At 68.2% G+C, this 19,711-nt stretch carries 20 protein-coding genes; 8 read left to right on the plus strand and 12 right to left on the minus strand.

Features of this window, described 5'->3' with window-relative positions:
- Positions 1-88: 88 nt before the first annotated feature.
- Together ACLBV5_RS07915 and ACLBV5_RS07920 are read left to right on the plus strand one after the other, a co-directional pair.
- Positions 89-1,369, plus strand: a complete 1,281-nt coding sequence (locus ACLBV5_RS07915; RefSeq protein ID WP_447605333.1) for a polyhydroxyalkanoate depolymerase — start codon at positions 89-91, stop codon at positions 1,367-1,369.
- A complete protein-coding gene (locus ACLBV5_RS07920) occupies positions 1,335-2,048 on the plus strand; it encodes a M48 family metallopeptidase (protein WP_447605334.1) in 714 nt (237 codons plus the stop codon). The genes ACLBV5_RS07915 and ACLBV5_RS07920 overlap by 35 nt, the downstream gene beginning before the upstream one ends.
- 174 nt (positions 2,049-2,222) lie before the next feature.
- Here the strand turns inward: ACLBV5_RS07920 and mmcB are convergent, their stop codons facing one another.
- The 3 genes from mmcB to thpR are packed head-to-tail and all read right to left on the minus strand — an operon-like array spanning position 2,223 to position 3,797.
- Complete coding sequence (gene mmcB, locus ACLBV5_RS07925; protein ID WP_278070055.1) at positions 2,223-2,669, minus strand: DNA repair putative endonuclease MmcB; 447 nt, start codon at positions 2,667-2,669, stop codon at positions 2,223-2,225.
- Between the two features lie 25 nt (positions 2,670-2,694).
- A complete protein-coding gene (locus ACLBV5_RS07930) occupies positions 2,695-3,261 on the minus strand; it encodes a GNAT family N-acetyltransferase (RefSeq protein ID WP_447605335.1) in 567 nt (188 codons plus the stop codon).
- Complete coding sequence (gene thpR, locus ACLBV5_RS07935; protein WP_134581882.1) at positions 3,258-3,797, minus strand: RNA 2',3'-cyclic phosphodiesterase; 540 nt, start codon at positions 3,795-3,797, stop codon at positions 3,258-3,260. Before thpR ends, ACLBV5_RS07930 begins: the two co-directional genes overlap by 4 nt.
- 126 nt (positions 3,798-3,923) lie before the next feature.
- Here thpR and ACLBV5_RS07940 point away from each other — a divergent pair, with 126 nt between their 5' ends.
- The gene (locus ACLBV5_RS07940) at positions 3,924-4,676 is read left to right on the plus strand and encodes a Bax inhibitor-1/YccA family protein (RefSeq protein WP_025976331.1); all 753 of its coding nucleotides are present in this window, start codon (positions 3,924-3,926) and stop codon (positions 4,674-4,676) included.
- A 312-nt stretch (positions 4,677-4,988) separates the two neighbouring features.
- Here the strand turns inward: ACLBV5_RS07940 and ACLBV5_RS07945 are convergent, their stop codons facing one another.
- Positions 4,989-5,330: a DUF2794 domain-containing protein gene (locus tag ACLBV5_RS07945; RefSeq protein ID WP_025976332.1), complete on the minus strand. Its 342-nt coding sequence runs from the start codon at positions 5,328-5,330 to the stop codon at positions 4,989-4,991.
- A gap of 133 nt (positions 5,331-5,463) precedes the next feature.
- On the opposite strand from ACLBV5_RS07945, the gene ACLBV5_RS07950 reads away from it, so the two are divergent.
- Positions 5,464-6,261: an enoyl-ACP reductase FabI gene (locus ACLBV5_RS07950; protein WP_167309551.1), complete on the plus strand. Its 798-nt coding sequence runs from the start codon at positions 5,464-5,466 to the stop codon at positions 6,259-6,261.
- A gap of 100 nt (positions 6,262-6,361) precedes the next feature.
- Complete coding sequence (locus tag ACLBV5_RS07955; protein WP_447605336.1) at positions 6,362-7,531, plus strand: benzoate/H(+) symporter BenE family transporter; 1,170 nt, start codon at positions 6,362-6,364, stop codon at positions 7,529-7,531.
- Here ACLBV5_RS07955 and ACLBV5_RS07960 read toward each other — a convergent pair.
- Positions 7,491-7,724 carry a KTSC domain-containing protein gene (locus ACLBV5_RS07960; protein WP_134581884.1) on the minus strand — a complete coding sequence of 78 codons (234 nt, stop codon included), beginning with the start codon at positions 7,722-7,724 and terminating at the stop codon, positions 7,491-7,493. The two genes, ACLBV5_RS07955 and ACLBV5_RS07960, sit on opposite strands and share 41 nt — an antisense overlap.
- 127 nt (positions 7,725-7,851) lie before the next feature.
- Between ACLBV5_RS07960 and ACLBV5_RS07965 the strand changes: the two genes are divergently transcribed.
- Positions 7,852-8,025: a YegP family protein gene (locus tag ACLBV5_RS07965; RefSeq protein WP_082891494.1), complete on the plus strand. Its 174-nt coding sequence runs from the start codon at positions 7,852-7,854 to the stop codon at positions 8,023-8,025.
- Positions 8,026-8,063: 38 nt separating this feature from the next.
- Here ACLBV5_RS07965 and ACLBV5_RS07970 read toward each other — a convergent pair whose 3' ends face one another.
- The 4 genes from ACLBV5_RS07970 to ffh form a co-directional block, all read right to left on the minus strand.
- Positions 8,064-8,768: a glutathione S-transferase N-terminal domain-containing protein gene (locus tag ACLBV5_RS07970; protein ID WP_447605337.1), complete on the minus strand. Its 705-nt coding sequence runs from the start codon at positions 8,766-8,768 to the stop codon at positions 8,064-8,066.
- A gap of 83 nt (positions 8,769-8,851) precedes the next feature.
- Positions 8,852-9,379: a ribosome maturation factor RimM gene (gene rimM / locus ACLBV5_RS07975; RefSeq protein WP_447605338.1), complete on the minus strand. Its 528-nt coding sequence runs from the start codon at positions 9,377-9,379 to the stop codon at positions 8,852-8,854.
- Positions 9,380-9,489: 110 nt separating this feature from the next.
- The gene (gene rpsP / locus ACLBV5_RS07980; RefSeq protein ID WP_447605339.1) at positions 9,490-9,990 is read right to left on the minus strand and encodes a 30S ribosomal protein S16; all 501 of its coding nucleotides are present in this window, start codon (positions 9,988-9,990) and stop codon (positions 9,490-9,492) included.
- A gap of 24 nt (positions 9,991-10,014) precedes the next feature.
- On the minus strand, positions 10,015-11,538 hold the full coding sequence (gene ffh / locus ACLBV5_RS07985; RefSeq protein ID WP_447605340.1) for a signal recognition particle protein: 1,524 nt from the start codon (positions 11,536-11,538) through the stop codon (positions 10,015-10,017).
- 380 nt (positions 11,539-11,918) lie between these two features.
- Here ffh and ppc point away from each other — a divergent pair, with 380 nt between their 5' ends.
- Positions 11,919-14,624 carry a phosphoenolpyruvate carboxylase gene (gene ppc, locus ACLBV5_RS07990; protein ID WP_447605341.1) on the plus strand — a complete coding sequence of 902 codons (2,706 nt, stop codon included), beginning with the start codon at positions 11,919-11,921 and terminating at the stop codon, positions 14,622-14,624.
- Here ppc and ACLBV5_RS07995 read toward each other — a convergent pair whose 3' ends face one another.
- Together ACLBV5_RS07995 and ACLBV5_RS08000 are read right to left on the minus strand one after the other, a co-directional pair.
- A complete protein-coding gene (locus ACLBV5_RS07995) occupies positions 14,625-15,590 on the minus strand; it encodes a magnesium and cobalt transport protein CorA (protein ID WP_447605342.1) in 966 nt (321 codons plus the stop codon).
- A 397-nt stretch (positions 15,591-15,987) separates the two neighbouring features.
- Positions 15,988-18,171 carry a M3 family metallopeptidase gene (locus ACLBV5_RS08000; protein WP_447605343.1) on the minus strand — a complete coding sequence of 728 codons (2,184 nt, stop codon included), beginning with the start codon at positions 18,169-18,171 and terminating at the stop codon, positions 15,988-15,990.
- A gap of 121 nt (positions 18,172-18,292) precedes the next feature.
- On the opposite strand from ACLBV5_RS08000, the gene ACLBV5_RS08005 reads away from it, so the two are divergent.
- The gene (locus ACLBV5_RS08005; RefSeq protein ID WP_025976343.1) at positions 18,293-19,156 is read left to right on the plus strand and encodes a glutamate racemase; all 864 of its coding nucleotides are present in this window, start codon (positions 18,293-18,295) and stop codon (positions 19,154-19,156) included.
- A 12-nt stretch (positions 19,157-19,168) separates the two neighbouring features.
- Here ACLBV5_RS08005 and ACLBV5_RS08010 read toward each other — a convergent pair whose 3' ends face one another.
- Complete coding sequence (locus ACLBV5_RS08010) at positions 19,169-19,681, minus strand: S-type pyocin family protein (protein WP_278070066.1); 513 nt, start codon at positions 19,679-19,681, stop codon at positions 19,169-19,171.
- Positions 19,682-19,711 lie beyond the last annotated feature (30 nt).

Raw genomic sequence — 19,711 nt, forward strand, 5'->3', positions numbered from 1 at the left:
CTGAACGCGGCGCGGCCGGGCTTTTTTGCAGCGCATCATCCTGTATGATCGGCGATCCGCATCGGCGGGGGGCCGCACTCGGGGTTTCATGCTCTACGCTTTTCACGAGCTCGCCTACCATTCAGCGACGCCGTTCCGGATCGGGGCCCAGATGGCCCGGCAGTTCTGGACCTCTCCGCTCAATCCGGCGGCGGACACGGCGATCGGCCGCACCGCCTATGCCGCCGCCGAGGTGTTCGAAAGCCTGACGCGCCGCTACGGCAAGCCCGACTGGGGCCTTGAGACGATCGAGATCGACGGCAAGCCCGTGCGCACCACCGAACAGGTGGTGTGGTCCTCGCCCTGGTGCCGCCTGGTGCGGTTCGCCCGCAACATCGGCGACCTGAAACGCGCGGGCCGACCCGCCGCCGCGCCCGCCGTGGTGATCGTCGCTCCGCTGTCGGGCCACTACGCCACCCTGCTGCGCGGCACGGTCGAGACCTTCCTTCAGGACCACGACGTCTATGTCACCGACTGGGCCAACGCCCGCCAGGTGCCGATGCTGGAAGGCCGTTTCGACTTCAACGACTACATCGACCATGTGCGCGACATGCTGGCCGCCGTCGGCCCGCGCGCCCACGTCGTCGGCGTCTGCCAGCCGGGGCCGCCGGTGCTGGCGGCCTGCGCCGTGATGGCCGCCGAGAACGACCCGAACCGCCCCGCCTCCATGACCTTCATGGGCTCGCCCATCGACGCGCGCCTGTCGCCGACGGTGACGAACCAGCTGGCCGAGGAAAAGCCCTTCACCTGGTTCAAGTCGAACATGATCCACACCGTGCCCCTGCCCTATCCAGGCGTGGGGCGGCGGGTCTATCCGGGCTTCGTCCAGCTCTACAGCTTCATGTCGATGAACGAGGACAAACACGTCGACGCCCATCGCCGCTATTTCGAGGATCTGGTGGCGGGCGACGGCGACGGGGTCGAGAAGCACGAGCAGTTCTACGACGAATATCTGTCGGTCCTGGACCTGACCGAAGAATTCTATCTCCAGACCATCGACATCGTCTTCCAGCAGCACCTGCTGCCCCGCGGCCTGTTGCAGCATCGCGGTCAGACCGTCGATCTGACGGCGATCACCGACATCGGCCTGGCCACCATCGAGGGCGAGATGGACGACATCTCCGGCGTCGGCCAGACCCAGGCCGCGCACGGCCTGACGCCCAACATTCCTGACGAGCGCCGCCTGCTCTACGTCCAGCCCAAGGTCGGCCACTACGGCGTCTTCAACGGCCGCCGTTTCCGCGAGGAGATCTATCCCCGCGTGCGCGATTTCATCGCCCAGAACGAAGCCCTCAGTGTCGTACCGGAACGGTCAGCGTCTGCCGCTTGAGGGCGGCGGCGCCCTGAGGCTGTCGGTCAATCCGCGCGCGCGGCGGCTGTCGATCCGCATCGACGCCCGCGCCGGCGAGGCCGTGGCCGTGGCCCCCAGCGAGCGGCGCCTTGGCGAGGTCGTGGCCTTCGCCCGCACCAAGGCCGGATGGATCGCCGAACGCCTGGCCGCGCGGGTAGAGACCCTGGCGTTTGAACCCGGCGCCGTCGTCACCTGGCTGGGCCGTCCGGTGCGGCTGGAGGCGAGCGGCGGCGCGGGCGCCGCGCGCCTGATCGAAACGGACGAGGGGCCTGTGCTGCGTTCCGGCGGCCATGGCGAGGCCTTCTCTCGCCGCATCGAGAACTGGTTCCGCCGGGCTGCGCGCGACTTCCTGACCGAACGCACGCAGGTCCACCTGAAGAGCCTGGGTCAGGGACCGGTGAAGGTGTCCATCGTCGACACCCGCTCGCGCTGGGGTTCGTGCAGCCCGCACAACCGCTCGATCCGCTACTCGTGGCGCGTCATCATGGCCCCGCCCGCCGTGGCCGACTACCTGGCCGCGCATGAGGTCGCCCACCTGGTCCACGCCGACCACAGCCCGGCCTATTGGGCCGTCGTGGCTCGACTGATCGGGGATCATCGCCCGCACCGCCGCTGGCTGCGCGACCATGGCGCGGCGCTGCACGCCGTGGGCGGGTAAGGAGGCCCTTCTCCCCTTGAGGGAGAAGGTGGCAGGCGCAGCCTGACGGATGAGGGGTGTGAGCGCAGCGGCTTAAGCGGCTGTTGCAGCGCCCGATCGCTAGAACTTCAGACACCGCGCCGACACCCCTCATCCGAGCGCCTCCGGCGCCCACCTTCCCTCAAGGGGAGGGCGTTACTCGCGCATCGCCCTGAGCGCGCCCAGACGGGCGAAAGCCAGCGTCAGGGCCTTGCGTCGCGCGGGGGCCAGGGGCGTCGCCGGCGCCTCGCGCAGCACCGCCCCGCCGAAGCCGTCGGCCACGATCAGGCCCGGCTCGTCCGGCAGCACGCCCTCTGGGAACTCCGGGGCCACGGCGAAGTAGAAGGCGTCGCAGAACGGCCCGTACTCCTGCCATTTGCGGTCGACGCGATAGTCGTCGATGCCCGACTTCACCTCGCAGATGACGATGTCGCCCTTGGGTCCAAGGGCCATGACGTCGGCGCGCCGCCCATTGGGCAGGCAGACCTCCAGCAGGGGCGCATAGCCCATGTCGACCAGCAGCCGAGCGGCCCCTCGCGTCACCGAGAGGGTGGTTTCGGGGCGGCTGAAGATCAGTTCGAGATGAAGCGCAGCGGCGGCCATGCGCCTTTATGTTCCCGTTGCGTTCCTACCGCAAGCGCTGCCGGTTCGCCCGCCACTGCTCGCGCGTCTGGCCCCACAGATTGACCTTGTGCTCGTGAGACGGCGGCGGGATCACGCCCGGCCCGCGATTGGTCGAGCCCAGCCGCTCGGCCAGCTTCTCCGAGGCGCGGTTGTCCGGGTCGATGCAGTGGATGACGTCGGGCCACTCCAACACGTCGAAGGCGTAGTCCATGGTCGCCGCAGCCGCCTCGAGCGCATAGCCCTTGCCCGTGGCGTCGCGGTGCAGGCTCCAGCCGACTTCCCGGCCCGGCCAGTCATAGGGGTGCAGCGGCCCGATCCGGCCCATCCACAGGCCGGTCGCCTTCTCGATGACCGAGAACATGCCCTCGCCCTGCAGCGCCCACATGCCCGCCACCGAGGCGATGGCGCGCCAAACCTCGTGCCTGGACTGCACCCCGCCGATGAAGCGGGTCGTCTCAGGGTCGCTCATGAAGTCGGCCCAGCGCGGGAAGTCCTCCAGCGTCGGCGGGCGCAGGAACAGACGCTCGGTTTCCAGCGTGGGGCCGAGGGGCGAGGTGGGACGCTCGATCACAACAGATACTCCCGCTCCAGGGTGTAGACGCTGCCGTCGCCGGTCAGGACGCTGGAGTAGAGGCCGAAGCGATCCACCCGGATCGGCGGCGACTTCAGCAGATTGTGCCCGGCGATCCAGGCGCCGATGCGGTCGGGGTTCGCTTGGGGCTTCAGATAGGCCAGGGTGACGTGCGGCCGGTATTCGCGCTTCTCCGGCGGCACGCCCGCGCGCTCGCCGGCCGACCGGCAACGCCCGGCCAGGACGTTCAGCGGCTCGGACCGCTCCAACCCGGCCCACAGGGTGTGGCTGCGATGGGCGTCGCCGAAGGCGCCGACGCCGCTCAGGGTGAGCTCAAAGGGCCCCCCGCCCTCGGCGCGGGTCAGTTCGGAGGCCAGGTCGTCGGCCGTGCGCTCGGACGCCTCGCCATAGAAGGCCAGGGTGACGTGCAGGGCGTCCAGCGGCCGCCAGCGGGCGCCGGGCAGGCCGGACTGCCGCCGCGCCAGGGTCTCGGCGACGTCCTCGGGAATGGCGATGGCGGTGAACAGACGTAGCATGCGACCCTTGGTAGCGGGCGGAACCGCCGGCTGGAAGCCCGCTTTTTCTTGCATGGACGCCCCGGGGTGCCGATATTTGAGCCAAAGGTCGGGACCATCCCGGCCGAATGGGAGACTTCTTTCGCGATGAGCGATTTCAACAACGGCTATGCGCGCCCGCTTCCGCAGTCGGCGGACATGTCCGTCGACGCCGGCCTGCGCGCCTTCATGCTGGGCGTCTACAACAAGCTGGCGATCGGTCTGGTCGTCGCCGGCGTCCTGGCCTACGTCACCGGCAACGTCCCCGCCGTGCAGCAGCTGCTGTTCGCCCGCATGCCGGACGGCCGCATCGGCCTGACCATGCTGGGCATGATCATCCAGTTCTCGCCGCTGGTCATGCTGTTCGGCTCCATGTTCTTCATGAAGAACCCGACGGCCAAGGGCGTGAACATGCTCTACTGGGCCGTGGTCGCCACGATCGGCGCGGGTCTGGGCGTGCTGTTCCTGCGCTATACGGGCGGTTCGCTGGCCTCGACCTTCTTCGTCACCGCCGCCGCCTTCGCGGGTCTGAGCCTGGTCGGTTACACGACCAAGAAGGACCTCAGCGGCATGGGCACCTTCCTGATCATGGCCCTGATCGGCCTGATCCTGGCCATGCTGGTCAACGCCTTCCTGGTGAAGTCGGGCATGTTCGGCCTGGTGATCTCGGGTCTGGGCGTGCTGATCTTCTCGGGCCTGATCGCCTATGACACCCAGCGTCTGAAGATGACCTACTACGCCCTGGGCGGCGACAAGAACGCCATGGGCGTGGCCACGGGCTTCGGCGCCCTGAGCCTGTTCATCAACTTCATCAACCTGTTCCAGTTCCTGCTGGCCTTCATGGGCGGCAGCCGCGAATAGAGGCTTTTTGAGTGCGCTATGGCTGTGACGCGGTCACAGCCGACTTGAGCGTCGGCCTCAAGCAGCCCGAAGGGCGATAGGCCAGGAAAGAATGAGGCTCCGACGGCGACGTCGGGGCCTTTTTCTTTGGAATTGGCACCATTGCCTCCGTCATCTTCGGGCTTGACCCGAGGATCGAGCCACGCTGCGTCCTCGACCGTCTATGCCTCGCGCGAATACAACCCGATCCTCGGGTCAAGCCCGAGGATGACGGCGGAGAGAGGGGTTGAGGCTGACGGCAAGGAGAGGTCGAGGACGAGGGGCGAGACCGCCCTACTCCACCACCGTGAACTTGCGGCTGTCGAACACGCGCAGCACCTGGGCCAGATCGCGGCCGCGTTTCAGCACATGGCCGCCCTCGCCGATTACGGCCCACTGGCCCTGTTTCAGGCGGAGGGCGGGGCGTTTCTCGATGCGATAGACGGGCGCGTCGCCGTGGCGGCGGAAGACGGCGAACTCGGCGTGCTCCCTGGCCCCGGCCATGGCGTAATCGCGCCATTCGCCCGCCGCCACCATCCGCCCATAAACCCGCAGCATCTGGTCCAGTTCGCGGCGGTCGAAGAAGACGGGACCAGCCTGCGGCTGTGCGTGCGAACTGTCGGCGTCGAAGCTCATGACGTCAACTTAGGCCGACGGCGGATAAACGCCAGCGTCAGCACTCACTTGTCACCCGCCGCGCGCCCGTCCAAAAGGCGGATCAAGTTCTAGATACGGAGACGAACCCATGGCGACGAGCGAAGGCTGGGACATGCCCACCGGCGAACTCATGAAGGGCAAGAAAGGCCTGATCATGGGGGTGGCCAACTCCAACTCCATCGCCTGGGGCATCGCCTCGCAACTGGCGGCGCAGGGCGCCGAGCTGGCCTTCACCTATCTGGGCGAGGGTCTTGAGCGCCGCGTGCGCCCGCTGGCCGAAAGCGTCGGCGCCAAGCTGCTGATCCAGGCCGACGTCACCGACGACGCCTCGATGGACGCCGCCTTCGCCGAGCTGGAGAAGGAGTTCGGCACGATCGACTTCGTCGTCCACTCGGTGGCCTTCGCCAACAAGGACGAGCTGAAGGGCTCCTTCGTCGACAACACCACCCGCGACAGCTTCCTGCTGGCCATGAACATCTCGGCCTTCAGCTTCGTCGACGTGGCCAAGCGCTCGGCCAAGCTGATGCCCAACGGCGGCTCGATGATCACCCTGACCTACCTCGGCTCCGAACGGGTCATCCCCAACTACAACACCATGGGCGTGGCCAAGGCCGCGCTGGAAGCCGCCACCCGCTATATCGCGCGCGATCTCGGTCCGAAGGGCATCCGCGTCAACGCCATCTCGGCGGGCGCCATGCGCACCCTGTCGCTGGCGGGCATCGCCGGCGGGCGCGGCCTGCACTCCAAGTCGGCGCAATTCTCGCTGATCAAGGAAGAGACCTCGATGGAAGGCGTCGCCGGCGCCGCCTTGTGGCTGTGCTCGGATCTGGGCCGCTCGACCACGGGCGAAGTCGTCCACGTCGACGCCGGGTTCCACGCCGTCGGCCTGCCGGACGACATGGAGGGCTGAGCCAGCCTCGCCTCAGCGATAGTCGAGGGCCGTCGGCGAACCGACGGCCCTTTTCTTTGCCCCTCTTCCGGTGGTGCGCCGCCCGGCCTAGCTTGGGCGCATGAGTTCCTTGCGCCTGCCGCCCCCCGCCAGCTTCTCCGCCGCCGCCGTGGCCACGATCATCGGTTTCGGCGGCACGGTCGCCCTGGTGGTGCAGGCCGGACAGGCGATGGGCGCCTCGCCCGGACAGATCGTCTCCATGGTCACGGCGCTGTGCCTGGGCATCGCCGTGCCGGGCGCCTTGCTCAGCTGGCGGCTGAAGATGCCGGTCATCCTGGCCTGGTCGACGCCCGGCGCCGCCCTGCTGGCGGCTTCGACGCTCGGCCTGGGGTGGAGCACCGCCGTCGGCGCCTTCGTCCTGGCCGGCGTGATGATGACGCTGACGGGGCTGATTCCGGCCCTGGGTCGGCTGGCCGAGCGCATCCCCGCGACCGTCGCCTCGGCCATGCTGGCGGGCGTGCTCCTGCCTTTCTGCCTCAAGCTGTTCTTGGTGTTTCCGAGCGATCTGGCCCTGGCCGGCGGCCTGTTGCTGGTGTTCCTGGTCATGCGTCGGCTGGCGCCCGCCTGGGCCCTGCCCGCCGTTCTGGTCGTCGCCTTCGCGGTCCTGGCCTGGCGGGGCCAGCTGGGCTTGCCGGTGGGGAGCGGCCTGTTCGGCAGCCTGTCGCCGGTTCGGCCCGCCTTCGACTGGAAGGCAGCGGTCAGTCTGGCCCTGCCGCTGTATCTGGTGACGCTGGCCTCGCAGAACCTGCCCGGTCTGGTGGTGCTGAGGGCTGCAGGCTACGCCCCGCCCGCCGGAAAGCTGATCTTCTGGGGCGGGCTGACCAGCACGCTTCTGGCGCCTTTCGGCGCACACGGCGTCAATCTGGCCGCCATCACCGCCGCCATCTGCACCGAGCCGGACGCCCACCCTGACCCCGCCAGACGCTGGACCGTGGGGGTGATCTACGGCCTGTTCTATCTGGTCGTCGCCCTGTTCGCGGCGCCGCTGGCGGGCCTGTTCATCGCCATGCCGACCGGCGCGCTTGCCGCCATCACAGGACTGGCCCTGATCGCGCCCCTGACCGGGTCGCTGGGCGCCATGATGAGCGAGGTCAAGAATCGCGAGGCGGCCGTGCTGACCTTCGCCGCCACGGCGTCGGGCATGGCGCTGTTCGGGGTTGGTTCGGCCTTCTGGGGCCTGGCGGTCGGCTTCATCGCCCTGGCGGCGCGTCGCTGGATTGGCGCGCGCTGAACACCCGGCGACAGGGATAGCGGTCGCGAACGCGCAGCCCGAAGAAGCGCCCCTTGGACGACGCCTGCGCCAGACCCTTGGCCACCTCCGGCGGCACGTCGTCGTAGTCGTAGACGGCGCCCGAGACGAAGGTCAGCCGCAATCGACGGGCGGCCTCGTCATAGCGGAAGCGGCGGATGACGCTGGACGGCATAAGGGGAGAACGGCCAGCCGGCGTCTCGGCTCCCCCTCACGCACCCGTGTTCGGCGGGGCATTGACGAGCGAAGCGACTATGTCAGCTTGACCTTGGGCCGACTGGGGCCTGCGAAGTGAGGCGATCATGGCGCACAAGTTCGAGGTCTACCAAGACAAGGCCGGCGAGTTCCGCGTCCGGTTCAAATACAACTCGGAGGTCATTTTCTCGACCGAGGGCTATTCCGACAAGTCGGGCGCCAAGCGAGCCATAGAGTCGATCAAGAAACACGTCGGCGACGCCCCGACCGAAGAAGTCTAGGTCGGCGCGGGGCCGCGGCGTCGCGCCCCCGTCTCCATTTACGATCGCGCCGGGATCTCCAGCCCGCGCTGCACCGCCGGACGCGCCAGACCCCGCTTCAGCCAGGCCCCGACGCGCGGGAAGTCGGAAAAGCCGACCAGATCGCCCGCCTCATAGAAGCCGATCAGGTTGCGCACCCAGCCCAGGATGGCGATGTCGGCGATGGTGTAGTCGGCGCCCATGATCCAGTCGCGACCCTCGAGCCTTCCCTCCAGCACGCCCAGCAAGCGCTTGGACTCGGCGACGTAGCGATCGCGCGGCCGCTTGTCCTCGTACTCGCGCCCCGCGAACCGGTGGAAGAAGCCGAGCTGGCCGAACATCGGGCCGATGGCCGCCATCTGGAAGAAGACCCACTGCAGCGTCTCATAGCGCGCCGCCGGATCGGCGGGCAGGAAGCGCCCCGTCTTCTCGGCCAGATAGACCAGGATGGCGCCGGATTCGAACAGGGGCAGCGGCTTTCCGCCGGGGCCGTCGGGATCGATGATGGCGGGGATCTTGCCGTTGGGATTCAGCGACAGGAACTCCGGCGTCCAGGTCTCGTCCTTGCTGATGTCGACCAGATGAGGCTCATAGGGCAGGCCCAGCTCCTCCAGCAGGATCGAGACCTTCACGCCGTTGGGCGTCGGCAGCGAATAGAGCTGCAGCCGGTCCGGATGCTGCGGCGGAAACTGACGGGTGACGGGGAAGGCGGACAGGTCGGCCATGGAACGCTCCGGCTGGTGTGACCCTGTCCATGTCGGGAACCGTAAGACGATCCGCAACCGCCCATGCGGCGAATGTCCGTGCGTCAGTCTTCGTCGCGGTCGCTGACTTCGGTCGGGCGGACGATGCGCAGCCAGCCTTCGTTGATGTGCAGTTCCGGCGCCGCCTCGCGGGTGAAGGGCAGGTACCAGGTCGGGCCGCCCTCGGCCGGGGCGATCTCCAGCATGTCGTCGGCGCCGAAGTTCTGGACCGACTTGACCTTGCCCAGCACCACGTCGGCCGGATCGCGCCCTTCCAGGCCGACCAGGTCGGTCAGGTAGAATTCGTCCTCCTCCGGCTCCGGCAAGGCGTCGCGCGTGACGAACAGCTTCTGGCCGCGCCGGGCGTCGGCCTCTTCCTTGGTGGCGATTTCCTTGACCCGCGCCACCACGCCCGCCTTGTCCGGCCGCGCCGAGATCAGGGTCAGCGCCGGTTTTCCGTCGGGGCCCAGCAGCGGCGAATAGCCGACCAGGGCCATGGGCTCGGCGGTATAGGCGCTGATGCGAACCTCGCCCTTCACGCCGAAGGCGCCGCCGATCTGGCCCACCAGGATCAGTCTGTCTTCGCTGCTCATGGCCGGGCTCCGTTTGCCGATGCGATGGGTCCAGATAGCAGAAAAGCAGCGCCCCGGAAGGACGCTGCTTTCCCGTTTCAACCGGCCGCAGCCGGATGAAGAGATAAGGCTTAGGCCTGTTCTTCGGTCGCCTCAGCGGCGGCTTCAGCGGCAGGAGCCTCTTCAGCCGGAGCTTCTTCCACGGCCGGAGCGGCGGCGGCGGCGGCGGCGGCCTCAGCGGCCTCGGCCTTGGCGGCGGCTTCGGCTTCCAGGCGGTCGGCTTCGCGCTGGGCGCGCTCGGCGGCGCGTTCCTGGGCCTTCTTGCCCGGCTCGGCCTTCTTCGGGTTGTTGCCCTGGGCCCACTGGACCTTGCCGGCCAGCGCTTCGTCCTGGCTCTGGCTGATGAAGCGGGCGACGCGGTCGGTCGGCTGTGCGCCCTTGGCGAGCCACTCGGCGATGCGGTCGGCCTTCAGGACGATGCGCGGGGTGGCGCTGTCCTTGGGCAGCATCGGGTTGTAGCTGCCGACGCGCTCGATGAACTTGCCGTCGCGCGGGGCGTGCGAGTCGGCGATGACGATGTGGTAGTAGGGGCGCTTCTTGGCGCCGCCGCGGGACAGACGAATCTTCAGCATTTTCAGTCTCTTTCTAGAAAGGCGTTAGTTCTTTTTGGGGAAGCCCGGCAGACCCGGAAGGCCCCCCGGAAGTTGTCCGCCGCCCAGACCCGCCAAGCGGTCCTGAATGGCTTTCATTTCATCGGCCGAGGGTTCCGGCATCTTGCCGCCGCCCAGAGCCTTCAGACGGTTCATGTCCGGACCGCCGCCGCCCATGCCCGGCAGGCCGCCCATCATGGAGGCCATCTTCTGCAGGTTCTTGCCGCCGCCCTTGGACAGCGACTTGACCATGTCGGCCATCTGGCGGTGCTGTTTCAGCAGGCGGTTGATGTCCTGAACCTCGACGCCGGCGCCCTTGGCCACGCGCTTCTTGCGGCTGGCGTTCAGCAGGTCCGGCTTCTTGCGCTCGGCCTTGGTCATGGAGTTGATGACGGCCAGCTGGCGGTCGATCATCTTGTCCGAGACGTTGTTCTCGGCCATCTGGTTCTTCAGCTTGGCCACGCCGGGCAGCAGGCCCATGATGCCCTGAAGACCGCCCATCTTCTTCATCTGGTTCAGTTGACCAGCCAGGTCGTCCAGGTCGAACTGACCCTTGGCCAGCTTGCGGGCCATCTTCTCGGCCTTGGCCTGGTCCAGCTCGCCCGCGGCCTTCTCGACCAGGGCGACGATGTCCCCCTGACCCAGGATGCGGCCAGCCACGCGGCGGGCGTCGAACACGTCCAGCGCATCGACCTTTTCGCCCGCGCCCAGATATTTGATCGGCAGGCCGGTGACGGCGCGCATCGACAGCATGGCGCCGCCGCGCCCGTCGCCGTCGGCGCGGGTCAGCACCAGGCCGGTCAGCGGCAGGCGCTCGTGGAAGGCGCTAGCGGTGCGCACCGCGTCCTGACCGGTCAGGCTGTCGGCGACCAGCAGGGTCTCGACCGGCTTGGCGATCTCAGCGACCTCGGCCACCTCGTTCATCAGCCCTTCGTCCAGGGTGATGCGGCCGGCGGTGTCCAGGATCAGGACGTCGAAGCCCTGCAGCTTGGCCGACTGCAGCGCGCGGCGGGTGATCTGGACCGCGCTCTCGCCCGCCACGATGGGCAGGGTCGCGACCTCGATCTGCTGGCCGAGCGTGGCCAGCTGCTCCATGGCCGCCGGACGACGCGTGTCCAGCGAGGCCATCATGACCTTCTTCTTGTCGAACTTCGACAGACGCAGGGCCAGCTTCGCCGAGGTCGTCGTCTTGCCCGAGCCCTGCAGACCGGCCATCAGCACGACGGCGGGCGGGGTCGCATTGGTGTTCAGCGGAACCGGCTCTTCGCCGCCCAGCATGTCGACCAGGCCGTCATAGACGATCTTGATGACCTGATCGGCGGGCTTGACCGCGCGGATGACGTCTTCGCCGGTCGCGGCCGTCTTGGCGCGGGCGATGAAGTCCTTGACCACCGGCAGGGCGACGTCGGCCTCGAGCAGGGCGACGCGGACCTCGCGCAGGGCCTCCTCGACATCCTTTTCGGACAGGGCGCCGCGGCCGGTGATCCGGTCGAAGACGCCTGTCAGCCGCTCGTTCAGAGCCTCGAACATTCAAACCCTTTCATGCGCCTGGGCCTTGGCCTCCGTGAGCATCGCCCATAGGCGGGCGACCTCTGCGAACGATCACGTCGACAGAGGCCCTCTCCGGGCTCATCCACTCTTGAAGCGCGCTACCGGCCTTCGGCCTGCTTGAGCGCGTGCTCAAGTAGCGCGAAGCGCGATAGCACAACCCAGAATGGGATCGTCCCGGTGGAGGCGCAGGTTCAATTGCGCCGGAAGTCGCGGCTTATGGCGGAAAAGCAAGGCGATGTCGACTCCGTTCTCATGACGAAAGGCGACCCCTCAAGGGTTTGCGCGTTGCCTCATGGACTAGCGCGCCGGGATCACCCTGATACGGTTTCGCTTCCGGCCTCGCCCTTGAGAGACAATCCATGAGCCAGACTTCGGAACTTCCCCATGATCGCCTCCGCGCAGAGGTCCGGCTTCTGGGCGCCCTTCTGGGCGAGGTGATCCGGGACGAGGGGGGACAGGCGCTCTACGACCGCATCGAGGCCGTGCGCCAGGCGTCGGTCGCCTATCACCGGGACCCGGCTTCTGACGGCGCTTCGAAACTGGAGCGGCTGCTGGGCGAGCTGTCACTGGATCAGGCTATCGGCCTGACGCATGGGTTCGCCGCCTTTTCGCTGCTGGCCAATGTAGCTGAGGACCGGGCGGGCAAGCGCCGCGCCCAGGCTCAGGCCGAGGCGGGCGAACGGGCCGACACCCCCGAGGGCGTGCTCAAGCGTCTGGCCGAGGCAGGCGTCGACAGGGGCGCCGTGCGCGACCTCCTGGCCCAGGCGTTGATCTCGCCTGTGCTGACCGCTCACCCGTCCGAGGTGCGACGGAAGAGCGTGTTGGACCGCACCGCGGCGGTCGGCGAACTGCTGGATGGCTGCGACCGCGACGGCGCCGCCTGCAACGCCATAACCCTGAAGGACGCGCTTCGCCGCCAGATCGTCATCCTGTGGACCACGCGGCTGACCCGCGCCTCGGCCCTGGTGGTGCAGGACGAAATCGACACCGTGGTCGACTGGCTGCGGCGCATCTTCCTGCATGTCGCCCCGGCCCAGCTGGCCGAGTGGCGCAAGCTGCTGGACGCGCCGGACCTGACGCCCTTCGTGCGCATCGGCTCCTGGGTCGGCGGCGACCGCGACGGCAACCCGAACGTCGACGCCGACACCCTGCGCGCCGCCTTCCGCAGTCAGGCCCGCGCGGCGCTCAGCTTCTATCTGGACGAGGTTCACGCCCTGGGTGCCGAGCTCAGCCTGTCCATCGACCTGACCCGCGTCACGCCCGAACTGGCCGCATTGGCGCAAGGATCAGGCGACGCCTCCATCCAGCGCGCGGACGAGCCCTATCGCCGGGCGCTCAGCCAGGTCTACGCCCGCCTGTCGGCCGCCTATCCGAGCCTGACCGGAGAGCCGACGCCGCGTCCGGCCCGCTTCAACGCCCCGCCCTATGATGGTCCCGACGCCTTCCGCGCCGATTTGAACACCCTGCACGACAGCCTGGTGCGGACCCACGGCGCCGTCTTCGCCGACGATCGGCTGGCGCGGCTGATCACGGCGGCGGACGTATTCGGCTTCCACATGGCGACGCTGGACCTGCGTCAGAACGCCGACGTGCATGAGCGCGTGGTCAGCGACCTGCTCAAAGTGGCGGGTGTCTGCCCCGACTACGCCGGCCTGGACGAGGCCGAGCGGATGACCGTGCTGGCGCGCGAGCTGACCAGCCCGCGCCCCCTCTTCTCTCCGTATGCGGACTATGCCCCCGAGACGCTGAAGGAGCGCGCTATCCTTCAGGCCGCCGCCGAGGCTCTTTCGACGTTCGGCCCGCAGGCGATCCGCACCCACATCGTGTCCAAGACCGACGCCGCCTCGGACATGCTGGAGGTCTATCTGCTGCTCAAGGAGGTCGGCCTCTACGACCCGGCCGACCCCGGCGCCTGCCCCATCCAGGCCGCCCCCCTGTTCGAGACCATCGACGACCTGCGCGCCGCCCGCGCCACGCTGGAGCGCGTCCTGGCCGAGCCCTCCGCCCGCGCCGTGGCCGAGGCGCGCGGCGTGCAGGAGGTGATGATCGGCTATTCCGACAGCAACAAGGACGGCTCCTACCTGACCTCGGGCTGGGAATTGCACGAGGCCTCGCGCGGCCTGCTGGACGTCGCTCGCGCCGCCGGAATGCGGCTGCAGCTGTTCCACGGCCGGGGCGGCGCTGTGGGGCGCGGCGGCGGATCAAGCTTCTCGGCCGTGCTGGGCCAGCCCGCCGGGACGGTGGCGGGCCGCATCCGCGTCACTGAACAGGGCGAGGTCATCGCCAACAAATACGGCGAGCCGGAGGTGGCGCAGCGCAACCTCGACGCCCTGACCTGCGGAACCCTGCTGGCCTCGCTGGGGCCGCAATCGGACGCGGACTACAGCGCCCGCTACGGCGAGACGGCGGCGCGTCTGTCGGCCGCCTCGATGAAGGCCTATCGCGCGCTCGTTTATGAGACGCCCGGCTTCGTCGACTATTTCCGGGCCGCCACCCCCATCGCCGAGATCGCCGATCTGAAGATCGGCTCGCGCCCGGCCAGCCGCACCGCCTCGCCCGCCATCGAGGACCTGCGCGCCATTCCCTGGGTGTTCAGCTGGTCGCTGTCGCGGGTCATGCTGCCCGGCTGGTTCGGCTTCGGCTCGGCGGTGCAGGGCGAGGACCCCGCCGAGCTGCGCGCCATGGCCGAGACCTGGCCCTTCTTCCGCACCGTGGTCCAGAACATGGAGATGGTGATGGCCAAGGCCGACATGGCCATCGCCCGCCGCTACGCCGGGCTGGTCCCCGACGCGGCGCTGGCCGAGCGCATCTACGCTTCCATCCGCGCCGAATGGGACCGCACCGTCACGGCCGTGCTGTCGATTACCGGACAGCAGACTCTGCTGGGCGGCCAGCCCGAGCTGGATCGGCTGATCCGTCAGCGAATGCCTTACGTCGAGCCGCTGAACCATGTGCAGATCGAACTGATCCGCCGCCGCCGGGCGGGCGACGACGACCCGCGCGTTCGCAACGGCATCCTTCTGGCCATCAACGGCGTGGCGGCGGGTCTCAGGAACAGCGGCTGATCACAGCCACCGCGTCCGCTTGAAGGTCACGTACAGGCCGATGCAGATCACCACGATCAGGCCTAGGACCGCCGGATAGCCATAGGTCCAGCGCAGCTCGGGCATGTGCTCGAAATTCATACCGTAGATGCCCGCCACCGCCGTCGGTGTGGCCAGGATGGCGGCCCAGGCGGCCAGCTTGCGGGTGATGACGCCCTGCCGCTGCTGCTCCAGCAGGTTGGACACCTCGAACACCGAGGCCAGGATGTCGCGCAGGCCCGCCGCCCGGCTGGACACCCGCCGCACATGGTCGGCCACGTCGCGGAAATAGGGCCGCACCTCGCGGTCGATGCAGGGCAGGTCCAGCGACTGCAGCTTGACGCTGACCTCCTCCATCGGCCCCAGCACCCGGCTGAACTTCACCAGTTCGCGGCGCAGCTGGAACAGGCGGGTGATGTCGGCGCGCGACAGAAAGCTGTCCAGCGCGACCTGCTCCATCTCGAGAACCTTGTCCTCGATGGCGTCGATGATGGGGATGTAGCCGTCGACGATGAAGTCCAGCACCCCGTGCAGGATGAAGTCCGGCCCGTGTTTCAGCTGTTGCGGCGAAGCCTCCAGCTGGGCGCGCAACTGGGTGTGGGCGCGGGCCGAGCCGTGGCGGATGGTGATGACGTAGTTGGGTCCGACGAAGACGTGCGTCTCGCCGTACAGGATGCGGTCGCCCTTGGCCTGGGCCGTGCGGGCGACGATGAACAGCTCGGAGCCATAGACTTCCAGCTTCGGGATCTGGTGCGCCGTCAGGGCGTCCTCGACCGCCAGGGGGTGCAGGTGAAAACGTCGGACCAGGACATCGAACTCCTCGTCCGTCGGCTCATGCAGGCCGATCCACAGGTATTCGCCCTTGGCTAGGGTCAGGCCCTGATCCGTCAGCGGCGCCGCGCGCACCCGCTTGCCGTCCTTGTAGACGTAGGAGGCGACGACGCTCATGGGCGCTCCTTCTTTGGCGGGGCCGCGGTCAGAAGGCTCGACCCTGGCTGCTTCGCGCCGCCTTACGGGTCTCGACCCGACGCGGCCCGTGACGCCGCCAAGGCTTAGCATGAACGCGGGCGCCGTCGAGGCCCCCTCTTCGTCATCCTCGGGCTTGACCCGAGGATCGAGCGCCGAGCCCCGCGACGGGTCATCGTTGAGCAGGCCGACAATCCGATCCTCGGGTCAAGCCCGAGGATGACGGCGTATGAACGAACATAAGAAAAGGCCCGGCGGATCACTCCACCGGGCCTCTCATTTTGGTTGTGCCGCGGTCAGAAGGCTTTCGCGTTCTCGCCCCGACGCGGCCCTAGGCGCCCAACGGCCTCAAGTAGCCCGAAGGGCGGTAGGCCCACTCTTAAGAAGTCGGGAAGCCGCGCACCTTCAGCAGGGCCGCCACGTCCGGGTTGCGGCCGCGGAACTGGCGATAGGCGTCGCCGCGGTCGGTGGTGTTGCCCGGCGCCAGGATGATCGACTTGAAGCGGCCGCCGATCTCCGGGTTGAAGACGTCGCCGGACTCCTCGAAGTAGGCCCAGGTGTCGGCGTCCATCACTTCCGACCACAGGTAGGAGTAGTAGCCGGCCGAATAGGCGTCCGAGGTGAACAGGTGATTGAACTGCGGCAGGCGGTGCCGCATCACGATCTCCTTGGGCATGCCCAGACGGTCCAGCGAGGCCTTTTCGAAAGCGGCGATGTCGGTCGGCGGCGTCGCCTGCGTGTGCAGATCCATGTCGACCAGGGCCGAGGACAGGTAGCTGACGGTGGCGTAGCCCTGGTTGAAGGTCGAGGAGGCCTCGATCTTGTCGACCAGCGCCTGCGGCATCGGCTGGCCCGTCTCCACGTGCTTCATGTAGCCGTCGAGGATGGGCCGGGTCAGCACCCAGTGCTCATGCACCTGCGACGGATATTCCACGAAGTCGCGCGGCGTGTTGCCGAACGACGGATAGGTCACCACCGACGAGAAGTAGTGCAGGGCGTGGCCGAACTCGTGGAACAGGGTCTCGGCGTCGTCCAGCGAGATCAGCAGGGGCTGACCGTCCGGCGCCTTGACGAAGTTGTTGTTGTTCGAGGCCAGGATCGGCTTGGAGCCGGTCAGCTGCGAGAAGGACCGATAGGTGGTCATCCAGGCGCCCGAACGCTTGCCCGGACGGGCGAAGTCGTCGGCGTAGAACAGGCCGATCAGCTTGCCGGTGGCCTTGTCCGTGACCTCATAGGTGGTCACGTCCGGCTCGAAGGTCGAGACGGCCCCCTTGGCCAGCGGCTTGAAGACGAAGCCGTACAGGCGTTCGGCCATGTAGAAGGAGGCCGCGCGCACGGCGTGCAGTTCGAAGTAGGGCTTCAGCTCGTTCTGATCGAGGTCGTACTTCGCCTTACGCACCTTCTCGGCGTAGTAGAGATAGTCCCACGGCTCGATGTCGTGACCGGCGATCGCCTTCATGTCGGCGACTTCCTCGGCGACGCGGGCCTTGGCCGGGGCCCAGACGCGCTGCATCAGGTCCATCGCCGCGGCCGGGGTCTTGGCCATCGTGTCCTGCATCCGCCATTCGGCGTGGTTGCCGAAGCCCAGCAGCTTGGCGCGCTGCTGACGCAGGGCGACGATACGGGCGATGGTCGACTTGGTGTCGTTGGCGTCGCCGTTGTCGCCACGCTTGACGAACTTGGTCCAGACCTGCTGGCGCAGCGCGCGGTCGTCGGCGAAGGTCAGGAAGGGATCGACGCTGGAGCGGGTGTTGACGATGGCCCAGCCCTGGACGTTGCGCGAACGCGCCGCGGCGGCGGCGGCGGCCTTGTTGGAGTCCGGCAGGCCCTTCAGCCCGGCCTCATCAGTGATGACGGTCCAGGTGTTCTCGTCGGCCACGACCTTCTGGCCGAAGCTGGTGAAGGCGTTCGACAGATCGGTGTTGATGCGGCCCAGCTCGGCCTTGCCCGCGGCGTCCAGGGCGGCGCCGTTGCGCACGAAGGCGTCGCGGCTGCGCTCGGCCAGACGCTTCTGCTGGGCGTTCAGGCCTGCGGCGTCCGCGCCGTCGGCCACAGCCTTGATGCGGGCGAACAGCTTCTCGTTGAAGGTGATCTCGTCCGAGGCGGCCGACAAGATCGGCGACAGCTCGGTTTCCAGCACGTCCCACTGCTCGCCGCCGATGTTCGAGGTCATGACGCTGAACACGTTCATGGCGCGGTCCAGCGGCTCGCCCGCCATCTCCATCGCCGCCATGGTGTTGGCGAAGGTCGGGGCTTCGGCGTTGTTCGCGATGGCGGCGATGTCGGCGCGTTGCAGTTCGATGCCTTCCAGGATGGCTTCGCGCATCTTGGGCGCCGTCACCTTGTCCCACGGCGGCACGCCTTCATACGGACCGGTCCAGGGCTGCAGCAGTTCGGCGCGCGGCGCGGTCGCCGGCAGGACGGCGCGGGCGATCCGGGCCTCATCGGCGGTCGTCAGGGCGGCGACGGCGCCGCTCACCGCGTTCTCCACGGCCCCGGCCGAAGCGCAGCCCGACAGGGCGAAGAGGCTCGCGCCTCCGATGAGAAGATGGCGTCTGTGCATCCAGGTCTCCCAACCATAGCTGTTTTGGACATCCTTCGGCGCAGGGTCCGAGAGCGTCCCATAAATCCGGTTTAGTCCTAAGTATTGGACGGCGAAACCCCGCAGGTCTAAAGGCCGCTGCATGGCGATAGGCGTTTTCGACTCCGGCGTGGGGGGCCTGACGGTCCACCGCGAACTCACGACCCGCTTTCCGACGCGGGACTTCATCTATCTGGGCGATCAGGCGCACGCCCCCTATGGCGGGCGCGGCGGCGAGGACATCGTCGAACTGACCCGCGCCGGATGCGAGCGCCTGTTCGAGGCGGGCGCCTCGATCGTCGTGCTGGCCTGCAACACGGCCTCGGCCATTGCGCTGCGCCGTCTGCAGCAGACCTGGATTCCGGGGATGCGCGAAAAGCTGGGCCGTCCGGTCAACGTGCTGGGCATCATCGTGCCCACCATCGAGGCGGCCACAGGCCTGCCCTGGTCCTATGAGGCCGAACGCAACGGGCGGCTGGAAGGCGAGAAGAAGCAGGCCATCGACGTCACCGGCGTCTTCTGCACCGCCGCCACGGCCATGAGCCGCGTCTATGAGATCGAGATCGACAAGCGCCGCGACGACCTGGCGGTCTTCACCGAGGCCTGCCCCGGCCTGGCCGGACTGATCGAACTGGGCGCCCCGCCGGAGGAGTTGAAGGTGGTCATCGACGACCACGTCGACGCCTTGCGCCGCCGGATCGGCCGCCATCCGGACAAGGCCGTCCTGGGCTGCACCCACTATGAGATCGTGGCCGACCTGTTCGCCCAGGCCCTGCCGCCCGGCGTCCAGATCATCAGCCAGCCCGCCGCCGTCGCCGACTCGCTGGAGCGCTATTTCGGGCGCCATCCGGAATATGAGTTGGGCTCCTCGGCCCGCCGCGACTTCCTGACCACCGGAACGCCTGGCCCGCAATCGGACCTGGTCGCCCAGTTCTGGGGCGCGCCCCTGACGTTCGAGGCGGCCTAAGACGCCCCGCCGCTATTCCGCCGATCGCGTCGCGTTACGACGCTGGCCGAAGGTCGGCGCCCGCTCCTTCTGCTGCGCCCAGTAGGCCGGGCCGTCGTCCGGCTTGAACATGGTGCGCGGCACGCCGTTGCGGTCGACCACGGCGAAGGTGTTGGTCGCGGCCTGATAGAAGAGGGTGTCGCCGTTGGCGCGCTTCACCGTCTCGGTTCCCTTCGGCGTCGCCTCGGTGAAGCTCCGCACCTTCTGCAGGTAGTCGTCGGCCGAGCGGGCGCCGAAGTCGGCGCCGTTTCGCTCATACAGCCGCTGCACCTTGGCGTCGGCGGTCTCGCGCCGGTTGGCGGTGACGGCGGGTTTGGCCGCGTCCGGCGACGCGGCGGCCGCCGCATCGTCCGGCCCGCTCGCCGAGATCAAGCCGACCGGCTCGGCGGCGCTGCGATCGCGCGTCTCGACCGCCGAACCGCCGCTATCGCATCCCGCCAGAGCCAGAACCGCCGCAGCCAGAGCCGCAGACATCCGCATACGCATGGCGCCCCTCCCGATATCTCTGAAGAACGC

It is taken from the genome of Brevundimonas sp. M1A4_2e, assembly GCF_053345555.1.